Annotated in this window: 7 protein-coding genes; 3 read left to right on the top strand and 4 right to left on the bottom strand. The window is 51.0% G+C overall.

All coding sequences use genetic code 11. The features are described from left to right. The first annotated feature begins 133 nt into the window (after positions 1-133). Together Pan241w_RS08470 and Pan241w_RS08465 are read left to right on the top strand one after the other, a co-directional pair. A complete protein-coding gene (locus tag Pan241w_RS08470) occupies positions 134-3,196 on the top strand; it encodes a PSD1 and planctomycete cytochrome C domain-containing protein (protein ID WP_145213770.1) in 3,063 nt (1,020 codons plus the stop codon). A 4-nt stretch (positions 3,197-3,200) separates the two neighbouring features. Beyond that, positions 3,201-4,661 carry a DUF1501 domain-containing protein gene (locus Pan241w_RS08465; RefSeq protein ID WP_145213765.1) on the top strand — a complete coding sequence of 487 codons (1,461 nt, stop codon included), beginning with the start codon at positions 3,201-3,203 and terminating at the stop codon, positions 4,659-4,661. 70 nt (positions 4,662-4,731) lie between these two features. Here Pan241w_RS08465 and Pan241w_RS08460 read toward each other — a convergent pair whose 3' ends face one another. From Pan241w_RS08460 to Pan241w_RS08445, 4 genes are all read right to left on the bottom strand, one after another. After that, positions 4,732-6,180 (bottom strand): DUF1501 domain-containing protein, encoded by a 1,449-nt coding sequence (locus tag Pan241w_RS08460; protein ID WP_145213764.1) that lies wholly within the window; start codon positions 6,178-6,180, stop codon positions 4,732-4,734. A 65-nt stretch (positions 6,181-6,245) separates the two neighbouring features. Beyond that, positions 6,246-9,446 carry a DUF1553 domain-containing protein gene (locus tag Pan241w_RS08455; protein ID WP_145213761.1) on the bottom strand — a complete coding sequence of 1,067 codons (3,201 nt, stop codon included), beginning with the start codon at positions 9,444-9,446 and terminating at the stop codon, positions 6,246-6,248. 299 nt (positions 9,447-9,745) lie between these two features. Then, the gene (locus tag Pan241w_RS08450; protein ID WP_145213757.1) at positions 9,746-11,107 is read right to left on the bottom strand and encodes a sigma-54-dependent transcriptional regulator; all 1,362 of its coding nucleotides are present in this window, start codon (positions 11,105-11,107) and stop codon (positions 9,746-9,748) included. Positions 11,108-11,109: 2 nt separating this feature from the next. Then, positions 11,110-12,462, bottom strand: coding sequence for a two-component system sensor histidine kinase NtrB (locus Pan241w_RS08445; protein WP_145213754.1), 1,353 nt, complete (start codon positions 12,460-12,462; stop codon positions 11,110-11,112). 453 nt (positions 12,463-12,915) lie between these two features. Here Pan241w_RS08445 and Pan241w_RS08440 point away from each other — a divergent pair, with 453 nt between their 5' ends. After that, a complete protein-coding gene (locus tag Pan241w_RS08440) occupies positions 12,916-14,424 on the top strand; it encodes an OprO/OprP family phosphate-selective porin (RefSeq protein WP_232107388.1) in 1,509 nt (502 codons plus the stop codon). Positions 14,425-14,453 lie beyond the last annotated feature (29 nt).

Raw genomic sequence — 14,453 nt, 5'->3', positions numbered from 1 at the left:
ATTTCTAACGTTCAGTGAAAGCAATCGACTTTCGCTACCATCTTCCCAAAACCCCTGATATATTGGGATCAAGAGTTCCGATTTATAGATCAAACCATTTTTGGTTTTCAATGCTGCTCAAAGGATATCTATCGTGAACGCAATCAAGATGATTTTGATCGCTTTGCCGGCAACGCTATTGACCTGCGTTGCTGCTGCAGAAGAAACAATCGAATTCAATCGCGATGTCCTGCCGATTCTCTCAAATCATTGTTTTACGTGTCACGGCCCCGATTCGGCAACCCGTGCAGCAGACCTGCGATTGGATCAGCGAGAATCAGCAATCGGCAAAGCAGACTCAGGCAAGAGGGTAATCACACCCGGTAAAGTGCAATCGAGCGAACTGATTCATCGCATCACGACACAAGATGAAAATGAGCGTATGCCTCCCGCTGATGGGCCGAATCCACTGAACGCAAAACAGATTGCCATTCTGAAAACATGGATCGAACAAGGAGCAGAATACGAAGCACATTGGGCCTTTGTCGCACCGAAACAACCGGCGATCCCCAAGACTCAGAATTCATCCTGGGCAAAGAACAACATAGACCATTTCGTACTTGCACGATTAGAACGCGAAGGATTACAACCCGCACGCGAAGCAAAACGTGAAACCTTAATTCGACGTGTGGCCTTTGATTTGACTGGCCTGCCTCCCACGCTTAAAGAGATCGACAAGTTTCTTTCCGATCAATCTCCGGACGCGTATACAACGATGGTCGATTACTATCTTGCCTCTCCTGCCTACGGCGAACACATGGCGCGGCACTGGCTTGACCTGGCCCGCTATGCCGACAGCAACGGTTATCAATATGATACCGAGCGAGAACAATGGATCTGGCGGGACTGGGTCATCAATGCGTATAACACAAATAAACCGTTCAACGAATTCACAATCGAACAGCTTGCCGGCGACTTGTTGCCAGCCGCCACCGATCAGCAACGACTGGCAACCGGCTTCAACCGAAACCACGGCATCACCATCGAGGGCGGCATCATTGATGAAGAGTATCGGACCGAGTATGTCATGGACCGGCTGGTTACGACGGGTGAAGTCTGGCTCGCACTTACCATCGGCTGTGCTCGCTGTCATGAACATAAATTCGATCCGATCTCTCAAAAAGAGTTCTATCAGTTGTATGCGTTTTTCAATCAGGTACCAGAACGAGGCATGCGAGGATTTGCTCCCAAACAACGTATTCCTTCGCCGCTTGCGACAGCATCGCAGCAAAATTTTGACGTCGAACTGACGCGACTGAAGACTGAGCTGAAGAAACCGATTAACATCGCCCAGCATTTGAATTCATGGTCAGAGCAGATCTCCACACAGCCGGAACATGGCTGGACGGTGATTGAACCACTGACCATGAAATCATCCGGTGGAACGACTCTTACGAAGCTCGCCGACAAGTCCATTCTGACCAGCGGGGCGAATCCTCAAAAAGATGTCTACGAGATCACCGCGAAAACTGATGCAACCAATCTGACCGCCGTCCGACTGGAAGCGCTCACACATGAGTCGCTTCCCGGCGGTGGCCCAGGTCGTCACAGCAATTCTAATTTTGTTCTGAGCGAATTTGAACTAACGGCGGTTTCTATCGCAGATCCCTCACAGCAGCAAACCGTGAAGTTTACCCGCGCAATCGCCGACTATTCACAGGCTAATTATGAAATCGCCAAAGCCATTGATGGGAGTGTGGCCGGCAACAACGGTTGGGCAGTAGACGGACCGACGCGCAAACTTCCCGCGACGGCCATGTTCATCGCGGCCTCCCCTTTCGGCTTTGAGGGTGGCACCGAATTGCAGTTTCGACTGCGTCACGACGCCGGTTTTGCGACACACGGTGTGGGGCGTCCCCGCTTTTCCATCACGGGCGACGCACCCCAAAATCTGCAGTTGCACGGTATTCCTGCCGACATTCGACAGATTGCTGCGAAAAAACGAAATCTCCGCTCCGCCAACGAACAGAAACAATTGCGTGAATATTTCCTCGCGCATCACAATCCCAGGCAGGAACTCAAGCAACGCATCGCGGAACTCGAAAAACAGAAAATGGCGGCGATCCCGGAAACCATGATCATGCAGGACATGGCTCAGCCACGCGCCACGTATCTTCTCGACCGCGGGCAATACAATGAACCCCGCGATCAGGTCAGCCCTAATGTTCCCGCGATTTTCCCGCCGATGCCCAAAACGGCAGCAAAGAATCGTCTGGGCTTCGCCGAGTGGCTGGTTGCTCCCGATCATCCACTCACGGCACGTGTTGCCATCAATCGCTACTGGCAACGCATCTTCGGGTTGGGATTAGTGAAAACGTCTGAAGATTTTGGAGTTCAGGGTGAATTACCCAGCCATCCGGAATTATTGGACTGGCTCGCCTTGGAATTTATTCGCAGTGGCTGGGACATCAAACAGATGCAGCGGTTGATTTTGAATTCCGCTACCTATCGGCAAACTTCACATGTCGGTGCGGCAGCCTATAAACAAGACCCGGAAAATCGACTTCTCGCTCGTGGCCCCAGAATGCGACTGTCTGCCGAAGAAATTCGCGATGCCACGTTAGTCACCAGTGGATTACTTGTGGAACGGCTGGGCGGAAAAAGCGTCTACCCGTATCAGCCGAAAGGCCTTTGGCTCGAATTGAATAACCGGCCGAATTACTCCAAAGCGTATCCACAAGGAACGGGGGAGGATCTCTATCGACGGAGTCTTTACACATTCTGGAAGCGGACGGTCCCTTCTCCCATGCTGAAAACACTCGATGCCCCGGAACGGGAATTCTGTACGATTCGTCGGTCACGAACCAATACGCCGTTACAAGCATTACTGCTGTTGAATGGTCCCCAATTCGTCGAAGCAGCCCGCAAGCTGGCCGAGCGGATGCTGTCTGAAGGGGGCACGACGGTTGATGAACAGATCAAATATGGATTTCGACTGGTCACGGCGCGACAACCCAGTGATTCTGAACTGGCTCTGTTCCGCGAAGCTTATGAAACCGATTTGAAGTTTTACGCCAATGATCAGGCAGCCGCACTTCGTCTGCTACAGGTGGGTGATTCAGCCTCAGATACAAAATTCAATCCAGCAAAGCTGGCGGCTTTCACCAGTCTGACCCGCGTGTTTCTCAATCTGGACGAAGCGATTACGAAGGAATAAAACGATGCTCGATCCCTTGTCTGAAATGCAATTACAGGTAAACCGGCGCCAATTTTTTGGACGCTCGAGCACCGGCATTGGTGTGGCAGCCCTGGCGTCGTTGCTCAATCGGGACCTGTTTTCGAAAGAAACAACCAGCGATGCATCACGCGTCGGCGGTCTGCCAGGTATTCCGCATTTTGCTCCCAAAGCCAAGCGGGTCATCTATCTGCTGCAGTCAGGCGCGCCTTCCCAAGTCGACCTGCTCGCTCACAAACCGTCTCTCGACAAACTGCACATGAGCGAATTGCCTGACAGCATTCGCAAAGGACAGCGACTGACGGGTATGACTGCAGGACAGAAGAAATTCCCTGTTGTCAAATCACCCTGGAACTTTCGACAGCATGGTGAATCGGGTACGTGGCTGAGTGATCTGTTACCGCATATGGGAAACGTGGCCGATGATATTTGCGTGATTAATTCCATGCACACCGAAGCCATCAATCATGATCCCGCGATCACGTTCTTTCAATCAGGACATCAGCAACCGGGACGTCCCAGTATCGGAGCCTGGCTCAGTTACGGCCTGGGAAGCGAGACGGAAAATCTTCCCTCGTTTGTCGTATTGCTTAGTAAAAATTCGTTCCATCAGGCACAGCCCCTGTATGACCGGTTGTGGGGTAGTGGCTTTTTATCGTCGAAATATCAAGGTGTCAAATTCCGTAGCCAGGGTGATCCAGTTCTCTACCTGAGCGATCCAGCCGGCGGAAATGATTCTCAGCGCCGAGTGATGTTGGACCGTCTGGCAAGGCTCAATCAGATACGTGAGCAAGAAGTTGGCGACCCTGAGATCACCGCTCGGATCGCGCAATATGAAATGGCATACCGCATGCAGACCTCGGTTCCGGAACTTGCCGATATCTCCAATGAGTCGGCCAGCACGCTCGAACTGTATGGCGACGACGTGAAGGAGCCGGGAACTCACGCAGCCAATTGTCTGCTTGCAAGAAGACTGGCCGAACGCGGCGTCCGCTTTATTCAAGTGTTTCACCGTGGCTGGGATCACCATAGCAATGTCCAAAAGTACCTGCCGACTCTGGCCAAGCAGACCGATCAGGGATCTGCTGCCTTGATTGCTGATTTAAAACAGCGCGGCATGCTGGATGAAACACTCGTGATCTGGGGCGGCGAATTTGGCCGTACGGTCTATTCGCAAGGTAATCCGAAATCGTTTGGCCGAGATCATCACCCGCGATGTTTTTCAATCTGGATGGCGGGGGGTGGTATCAAACCCGGTATCACCTACGGGCAAACCGATGATTACTGCTATAACATCACCGAAAATCCAGTTCACGTGCACGACTTTCACGCCACCATCCTGCACTGCCTCGGCATCAACCACGAGCGTCTGACTTACCGATTCCAGGGTCGCGATTACCGTCTTACCGACGTGCACGGAACTGTCGTCAAAGACATTCTGACCTGACGCGATTTGGAAATGAGAGGCTGCATTCAGTCTATCATTCTCTCAGATTTTCAAATTCCTACGTCTAACCTTAAGAAATGAGTTCTTTCACCACGTGAGCAGGTTCGACGCCTGTCAGTCTTTGATCGAGTCCCTGGAACTTATAGGTGAATTTCTCATGATCAAAGCCGAGCAGTTGGAGCACGGTCGCATGGAAGTCGTGAATGTGCAATGGATCTTTCACGATGTTATATGAGAAATCGTCGGTCTCTCCATAGATGGCACCGCCCTTTGCGCCGCCACCTGCCATCCACATACTGAAACAGCGGGGATGATGATCACGGCCGTAATTCTCTTTGGACAAACTTCCCTGTGAATAAATTGTTCGACCGAACTCGCCGCCCCAGATCACCAAAGTGTCGTCCAACATACCGCGTTGCTTGAGGTCTTCGAGCAATGCAAAACAGGGTTGATCAACGTCTTTACATTGAGAAAGCATGCGTCCTCCCACGTTGGAATGATGATCCCAGTTATTGTGATAAACCTGAATGAACCGCACGCCCCGCTCTGCGAGCCGCCGCGTCATTAAAGCGGTGTTAGCGAAGGTACCTGGTTTTTTGGCGGCTTCACCGTAGAGTTTAAACGTACTTTCGGATTCACTGCTGAGGTCGGTCAATTCCGGAACACTTGCCTGCATGCGGAATGCCATTTCATACTGGCGAATCCGCGTGTGCGTTTCCGGATCACCTAATGCCTGATAATTCAGTTCGTTGAGTGCGTTGAGCCCATCAATCGTTTTCTTTCTGATGGCATCGGGAACACCAGGAGGATTATTGATATAGAGAATCGGATCCCCCTTACTGCGAAACGAGACTCCGGAATGCACGCCGGGCAGGTAACCGGCACTCCAAAGTCGAGATGAAATCGCCTGTTCCTGCTCGCGGTTGGAGGGAGTTGCGACCAATACCACAAATGCAGGCAGATTTTCGTTGTCGGATCCCAGTCCATAGGAAGCCCATGCCCCCAGACAGGGGCGACCGGGGACTTGATTTCCCGTCTGCATCGCTGCGATGGCAGGTTCGTGATTGATGGCCTCGGTATGCAGGCTGCGCATCCAGCAGATTTCGTCGGCCTTCTTTGCCAAGTTAGGCAGGAGCTCGGTATTCATCCACATGCCACACTCACCAGCCGGGCTGAATTTGTATTTTGAGGGAGCAATGGGAAATCGTTTCTGGCCGCTGGTCATCGTTGTCAGACGCTGCCCCATACGAACTGAGTCGGGAAGATCTTTGTCGTAGAATTTCTGCATGACCGGCTTATAGTCGAACAGATCCATCTGCGAAGGACCTCCCACCATGTGCAGATAGATCACCCGCTTTGCCTTAGGGGGAAAATGACTTCCCACCGGTTGGCTTTCAGTCGTTGCTTTTGCTGAATTGCCGAGCAATGAAGCCAGAGCCGCCCCCCCCAGCAGATGTCGCCCGCGAGCAAAAAAATGACGACGTGTTTCCAGTTGATGAAAGTCTTCAAAGATGTTCATATTCAGAACCCCATAGTTAACCAATACAGTCATCCTGCACCTCAAATGAAAGTGCATCAGACTGGTTATTTATTTAATGTTTCATCCAGATTCATCAGTTCGTTGACCAGCATTGTCCAGGCAGCGAGTGTCGCCACATCAACCTGCTCAGCTGGTTTTGAATCGCCGACTGAAATCAGTTTTTTTGCGTCTTCAATATGTGACGTATAATAGGCGGCTAAATCGTCAAATGATGATTGGGCGATCGCCTGCTCTTCTGGTCGCAGATTTCGAGCCAATAAACGCTGTGCCACAAATTGCACTCGCTCTTCAAACTGATCCCCTCCGTTGAGAACCGCTTCCTGTGCCAGATTTCGGGCCGCTTCAACAAACTGCGGATCGTTTAATGTCACCAATGCCTGAAGCGGCGTATTCGTTCTTTCGCGCCGAACCGTACAGACTTCTCGGCTGGGCGCGTTAAACGTTTCCAGATTTGGCGGAGGTGCCATTCGTTTCCAGAAAGTGTAAATCGATCGGCGATAAAGGTTTTCGCCCTTGTCTTGCACATAGATCCGTGTATTGCCTTCGGGGAGCCCGACAATGTCCCAAATTCCTTCGGGTTGATATGGTTTTATTCCGGGGCCGTACATCTTTTTCGACAACAGACCGCTCGCTGCCAAAGAGTAATCACGAACCATTTCGGCATCCATTCGAAAACGTGGGCCACGAGACAACAGAAAATTATCTCGATCCTTTTCTAACTTTTCGGGCGTGGTGATTGCCGCCTGTCGATAGGTTGCGCTCATCAACATCAGTTTAAATAACTGTTTCACGTCCCAGCCCTTTTCCTGAAACTCAACCGCGAGCCAGTCCAACAGATCCGGGTGGCTGGGAGGTGCCCCCATGATTCCAAAATCTTCCGCCGTTGAGACAATTCCCTGTCCGAAAACTTCCTGCCAGAACCGATTCACAGTCACACGTGCCGTCAGTGGATTTTGGGAATCGACCACCCATTGCGCCAGTCCCAGTCGATTGGACGCAGCTCCGGCTGGCATGGCATGCAGAGATGCAGGGGGTGCGGCGGAGACCTGGTCACCTGGTTTATCGTAGGCACCACGCATCAATATGTGAGCCATCGCGGGGGAATTCGGTTTTTCTTTCTGAATGTGGGTCACCGGGCTGCGAGAACGAATCGCGGCCTGTTCTGCTTCCAGTCGGACTACCGAGGCAGCTAATTTAGGATAATCAGCATCGTGATTTGCAAGGTAATATTGATACAACTTCGCTGCCTGCTGAGGTGTTCGTTTCTCTGCAGCGATCGAAAGCAGTTTCTGCATCGAAGAATTCTCAGCAATCGCGGTAACTTCATTGCCACTAAGTTGCCGATCATAAAGGCGGACATCCTGAACAGCGCCCCCTTCAAAGATAGCCCCTTCACTCCTCTGGCCAACACGTAAGGGGGTGGGCGTGCGAATCGAAGCGTCTGCTTTGAGAGACTGCTGTTCGACACGAATCGGCTCTTCCCGTCCATCCACAAATATCTTTACGCCGGCAGGTTTGCCAGAGCCATCATAGGTCACGAAGACATGCTGCCATTTTCCCGGTTTCACCACTCTGTTGCGCGTAACGACTTTCAGAGCGTTTCCGGGCCAGGCATCAATAATGTGGGTACCGAATGACTGGCCGTTCTGCCACAGGTCCCAGCCACGATAAGCGGCTTTCACATCCATTTTCGCAAGGATGCCTGCCTGGGCATCCTTGCGCGCTGTCTTCACCCAGGCACCATAACTGAAAGCGTGATTTCGATCGAAATCACCAACACTCCCCACTTCCAACGTCGCCCCGGATGTAATCACGGGAGTCGGACCTGACTGACCATTCTTGTCCCAATTCAGTTTTCCCACCTGAATGAGTGATTCTTTCAGACCGATCGCTTGCAGTTCCTTCCCCTGCCCTTCATTGAGTGGCAGATGCAATACGAGCTGATCATTGGGAATGTCCTGACCGATCGAATCGGGCGTCACTGAGTCCAACCACTTCTTGAAATCGGAGCGCGCGTCTTTTTTGCGTGCCTCGCGTTTCTGTTTTGCTGATGCGATTTCATCGGGCAGCACATTCCAGCGTGGCTGATCCTCGGCGGAAGGGACCATTATAGAAGGGCCGCGGCCATCGGCCACGTTTCCATCTTTGGGACCTTGTGTTGTATTTCGGAAGAAGGCGGCCAGCGAGTAATAGTCTTTCATCGTGAGCGGGTCAAACTTGTGATCATGACACTGAGCACAGTTGGTTGTTAAACCAAGGTAGACCCAGCCAAATGTCTGTACACGGTCAGAGGCATAATTTGCCAGATTTTCCTCATCGATTGTGCCCCCTTCGTTTGTGGTGATATTGCACCGTTGAAACCCGGTCGCTATCAGCTGGTCCGTCGTTGGATCGGGTAGCAGGTCTCCTGCCAGTTGTTCCACTGTGAACTGGTCAAAGGGCAGATTCCTGTTAAAGGCGCGAATGACCCAGTCACGATAAATCCACATTTCACGATAGTTATCAAAGTGCAAACCATGAGTGTCACCATAACGCGCCGCATCCAGCCAGTAACGAGCCCGGTGTTCTCCCCAGGCTGTCGTTGACATTAATCGATCAATCCATTCCGAAAGAGCAGCATCTTTTCGCTGACGATAATCGGCTACAAACTGCGTGACTTCTACGGGAGCCGGTGGAAGCCCCGTGATGTCGAGATGCAACCGACGAAATAATGTTGACGCGTCGGCTTCTGGTGCCGGCGACAGTCCGTTGGCTTCCAGCCGAGCCAATACAAAACGATCAATGGCATTCTTACTCCAGGCCTTATTCTTGACAATTGGCAAGCTGGATCGCTTCGGTGTGATAAAAGACCAGTGGGGTTGATAATTCGCCCCTCCAGCAACCCACTGTTTCAAAGCAGCCTTCTGGTCTTCGGTAAGGGGATTTTTCGACGCATGTGGAGGCATCACCAGATCGGGATCATCACTCAGAATACGTGCGATCAATTCGCTTTCATCAGGCTTCCCTTCAACGATTGCACCTGATTCCATTGCCGCTTCACGCTGATCCAGTCGCAAGTCCGCTTTACGAGCCGCACTGTCCGCACCATGACAGGCAAAGCAATGATCTGCCAGTATAGGGCGAATGTCACGATTATATTCCAGAGGCTCAGCCGCACGAGAAATCTCCGGACTCAACAACAGTGTCACGAACGCCAACAAGACTGTCATGTTGCGCACTGACAGATAATACGACGATGTCATCATAGTTTTTACTTGCACTTTCCTACGTTCTCCGCAGCTCAAGTTGCTCGATTCATCAACACGAACTAAAACACACATTAATTTATAACACGCCCCAGAAGCGGAAGCAATGCCACGAATGAACGCTTGTTATTCAGTGTAGACTAGCATTTCCCGGATCAGAGAGAGTCGCCCTCAGTCAACCTGTTCAATAGGAAGCAGGCCACTTTGGTTGATATTAAATCAACCAGCAATGCACGTGCGAGCTGAACTTCGGGCTGACAGGAAGTTGTCTCGAAACAGATTCAAAGAATTCTGTGTGCCTAATGGAGCCCGTAACGACTCATTTTGTAGTGCAGTGTGCGGACACTGACTCCGAGCATTTTTGCGGTTTTTTCACGATGGTAATCACAAACAGCCAGGGCAGCCGAGATCGCTGCTTTCTCTGCGTCTTCTGTGACTTCGGCTAAGGTTTTTAAGGGTTCACTTGAAGATGAAATGGCTGGATTCAGGTCGTCAGGTAAATCCGTAGCATGTATCACATCGCCCGGCAGAGTGACAACCAATCTTTCGATCACATTACGAAGTTGGCGAACATTCCCGGGCCAGCGCGCACTGACCAGCTTCTGCATTGCTTCAGGGGAGATTTTCTTATGAGGTCGATTGTGACGCTGACAGAAATGAGTCAGAAAATGTTCGACCAGCAAAGGGATATCATCCCGGCGTTCGCGCAATGCCGGAACATGAATTGGAATGACATTTAGCCGATAGAACAAATCCTCGCGGAATGTCCCCTCTTCAATTAATGGCTCAACTGATTTATTGGTTGCAGAAATGATGCGCGCATCACTTTTCATCACCTCTTCCCCACCCACGCGCATAAACTGTTGCGTCTCCAGAACCCGCAACAGATCGACCTGACTTTTGGCCGGCATCTCTGTGACTTCATCCAGAAACAGTGAACCACCCTGGGCCTGTTCGAAGCAGCCGGGCTTTTGTCGTGTGGCACCGCTGAAAGATCCTTTCTCATGGCCGAATAATTCACTTTCGAGAAGTGTCTCGGGCATCGCTCCCAGATTGACGGCGACAAACGGACCACTGCTCCGATTACTCAGGTCATGCAGTGCCCGGGCGATGAGCTCTTTCCCTGTCCCGCTCTCTCCCTGAATCAGAACCGTGGCATCAGTCGCCGCGACCTGGCGAATTTGCTGAAACACGTCGTGCATGGCAGCGCAATTGCCAATGATGTTCGAAACTTCGCCTGCATTTACAAGACGATTACGCAGCTCACGATTTTCGATCTGCAGGCGGTGATGCTCTCGCGCTTTGCGGACCTGATGACGAATCAGGTTCAGATCTAAAGGTTTGGTAATGAAATCGAATGCGCCCAGCCTCATCGCTTTGACAGCCGTTTCGACCGTTCCGTGTGCTGTGATGATAATGGCTGTGGTTTGCGGACGACTACGCAGCATCTGCTGGATCAGCTCTAACCCGTCCATTTCACCCGGCAGGCGGACATCTGCAATCACCAATTGAAAAAAACCTTCCTGGAACCGAGCCAGCCCCTCTTCTCCATCATTGGCGGTTTCCACAACATCCGCTTCTCTGGCTAACCCTTTGGCAAGGCCAGAGCGAATGTTTGGCTCATCATCAATTATCAAAATCCCAAAACCGTCTGATTGCATAACTACTCACTTAGAGGTAATAAAACAGTGAAAGTGGTTCCGCTCGTTCCTGTGGTTAGTTCAATTGTACCATCATGTTGACGCACAATCTTTTCACATAGAGCAAGTCCCATGCCGGTACCCTCATTTCGTGTCGTAAAATATGGATCAAAGATTCGCTCGCGAAACTCGATCGGAATCCCTTTTCCGGTATCGCTGACATCAATTCGATACCAGTCTCCTTTTCGGCTCAGACTGATAGACAATGTACCCGAGTCAGGCATTGCCTGTAGGGCATTTAATGCAAGATTGAGCAGTACTTGATCAATGTGAACTGAATCTGCCTGCATGGCAGGAAGCTTTTCTTCGGGTAGATGGACTTCAATCTTCACCTGCTGCTGTTCAGCCTGTGGCCCAATGAACCGCACCAGTTTCTTGATCAAGGCAGACAGATCAACGGCAGAACGCCCCGGTTCTGACATGGATGCATAATCACGAAACCCTTCCAACACGGCAGCCAATCGGGTGATCTCAGTTCGAATGACTCCCAGCATTTCATCAATTTCTTTTGTAGAAGACTGTTCCACAAGTGCTTCGTCAAGCAGTTGAACATGGAGTGACAAGGCACTGAGAGGATTCTTGATCTCATGCTGAAGCCCCGTCGCCAGCGACCCCAGCCCCGCATACCGTTCCATCCGCCGCAGCCTTTGTTCCATGAGTGCCCGCTCGGTGACATCGCGTACATGGAGCACAGTTCCCAGTTCTTCCTGACGCTCATTTCTCAGCAGGCTGCAACCTGCGCGAAGAGTTTGCTCATGTCCCTGGCTTGTAATAGTATAATCGCAATCTCTGACGGGGGAGTGATGTGCGTTAACATGGCTGCAAATCACGCATAATAGAGTGTGTTCTGTTCCCACATCAGACAGAGGGCGCCCAATCACGGTCCCCTCCAGGCCAAGCAGTTGGCGGCCCCGTGGATTGATACTGGTAATGATCTCTTTGCGGTCCGTGGTCAGCACCCCCTGATCCATGCTGGCGAGCACATCACTTGCCAGTACTTTGACTTCACGGAGGGAACGTTCGCTGTTCAGATAAGCCCGCACCAGTAATACAACCGCAATTCCGGTCGCGATAATATTCAAGACAAGCAAAATCGATAATTGAGATTGGAAACGGAGTTCACCCGCGAGCTCTCGTGCGACGGCCAGATCACTGTCGGGTAGATCTCGAATGATCTTCGCCACGATTTCCTGCTCGCGCTGAAAGTCGGCTAGAATCCAAAACGTAACAACCAGCGCGGTCAGGCTTAATAACGCCAAACCTCCAATGGCCAGTTGAAATCCGCGACTGACTCGTGTTTCGTAGACATGAAACATCTGCTGTCTCCCGCCCCTGATCTATTTTAGCCCATCCCGGCATCAGAGACACATCGTTTTGTGTAAGGGAGGCAGGGGTTTGCTTGAGAGGTATGAAAGGCCGATCACTTGATCTGTAATAAGGCCTCTATAGATACAACAATTCTATGCCTCAATTCAAATTTTCTCAATCGACTAAAATCAAACCGGCTCACATGGCTAATACCCCTGCAGCTTTTTGCAGAGTGTGTGCAGATCATTGCACGATTCTTTAACCCAAATCCTGTTTTTTAAAATCTTAAATGATTTTATCACGTTGGGCATGCTCTCATCCGATACAGACCACTGAGTCTCCGTATTCCGTAAACTCGTGAGGTGGAACACGCGTGACAACCAATCTCCCGCCAGTTGGTATCTGAGTTGCTTTGCTTGAAAGCATTGACCAATTAAAGGATTTTGAGGGAAACAAAAGTAATGAACCAAGAAACGGATTTTCAAGAGACCCCATATTTCTCAGCCTCACCCAACAAGCGCAATGACATCGAATTACCGTCTCTGCGAACGATTTCGATCTGGTTTCTGACCCTGTTATTCGTGTTGACACTATCTGTTTCAGAGGGCCAGGCACAACCACCTGCTCCGGAACCAAACGAAATCGGAGTTCATTCCCACCTTCAATCTCTGCAGAGGCAGATAGATGAATTGAGATCACAACAGACACTGATGAATCAATCCCCGAATGGACCCATTACATCAGAAGATGATGACTACGATTCAGATTTGCCTTCGCCCCTCAGCAACGATCCTGCAAACGGAAACAAATATCCGACCGCGCGCCTGACGGGATTCTTTCAAGCCGATGCAGTCTGGTTTCATCAAGATACCGGCAATATCCAGGCGGTAGGTGATTTACAGGATGGCGCTGATTTTCGTCGCGCCCGACTGGCAGCCACCGGTGATGCCTGGGAGAACGTAGGGTATATGCTTGAGATGGATTTCGCGTTCCCCGGACGCCCCAGTTTCATGGATGTGTGGCTGGAAGTGCGCGAAGCGTTGGGAACGAATACCGTGAGGATCGGGCAATATCGACAGCCTTTTGGAATGGATGGACTCACAAGCGTCAAAGAGCTCACGTTTCTTGAACGGGCGCTCCCCTTTGCTTTTTTGCCATTCCGACAAATCGGTGCGATGACCTTTGGCCACTCAGAAGATGAACAATCAACCTGGGCACTCTCCGGATTTCGATTTCCTACCGACACCTATGGTGGAAACGTGGGTGACAGTGGAGGTTATGGTCTGGCGACACGTTTGACACATTTGTTGATCGACAACGGAGATGGTAACGGGCTCTTGCATATTGGTGGGGGTTACAGCTTTGGCAATCCGGCAAACAATCTGCTTCAGTATCGTAATCAACCAGAAATCTTTGTCTCAGAAACCGGTGGAGCCGCTCAAGTCCCGGTAGGTGTCCCCACGTTTGTCCCCCCCTTTGTGAACACAGGCCTGATCCCAACTCAAAACTTTAATCTCTTCAATGCTGAATTGGCCTACGCTATTGGATCTTTCTATGCCCAATCGGAAGTGCTGTATTCCCATGTCAGACAGCGGAACGGACAAACGAATTCGTTTTCCGGGGCTTATGCCCAGTTCGGCTATTTTCTCACAGGAGAGTCTCGTGCCTATAACCGTAAAGGTGGCGTATTTGGGCGTGTTGTTCCCCTCGATCCATATAATCGAGACGGCGGCTGCGGTGCCTGGGAAGTAGCTGGTCGCTGGTCCTACATTGATCTGAACGATAAGGATATTCAGGGCGGTCGTTTGACGGATCTCACATTCGGTCTCAACTGGTATCTCAATCAATACACCAAATTTCAATTCAACTACATCCACGCATTTCTTAACAGTAGCCCTGCAGTGAACGGCCCTGTTGTCAACAACAGCAATGCCGACATCCTGGCAGTTCGCGCACAAGTTGACTTCTAATCCTCAATTCCAAGATCTGGCATTTTAAT

Origin of the sequence: Gimesia alba (assembly GCF_007744675.1) — a bacterium.
GTDB lineage: Bacteria > Planctomycetota > Planctomycetia > Planctomycetales > Planctomycetaceae > Gimesia > Gimesia alba.
Note: the sequence above shows the minus strand (reverse complement) of the source record. Positions and strands in the feature narration are given on the sequence as shown.

Bases quoted from the DNA above. Each gene is read 5' to 3' on its own strand.
- Pan241w_RS08440 (WP_232107388.1), top strand. From the start codon at position 12,916: ATGAACCAAGAAACGGATTTTCAAGAGACCCCATATTTCTCAGCCTCA.
- Pan241w_RS08455 (WP_145213761.1), bottom strand. From the start codon at position 9,446: ATGATGACATCGTCGTATTATCTGTCAGTGCGCAACATGACAGTCTTG.
- Pan241w_RS08465 (WP_145213765.1), top strand. From the start codon at position 3,201: ATGCTCGATCCCTTGTCTGAAATGCAATTACAGGTAAACCGGCGCCAA.
- Pan241w_RS08445 (WP_145213754.1), bottom strand. From the start codon at position 12,462: ATGTTTCATGTCTACGAAACACGAGTCAGTCGCGGATTTCAACTGGCC.
- Pan241w_RS08450 (WP_145213757.1), bottom strand. From the start codon at position 11,107: ATGCAATCAGACGGTTTTGGGATTTTGATAATTGATGATGAGCCAAAC.
- Pan241w_RS08460 (WP_145213764.1), bottom strand. From the start codon at position 6,180: ATGAACATCTTTGAAGACTTTCATCAACTGGAAACACGTCGTCATTTT.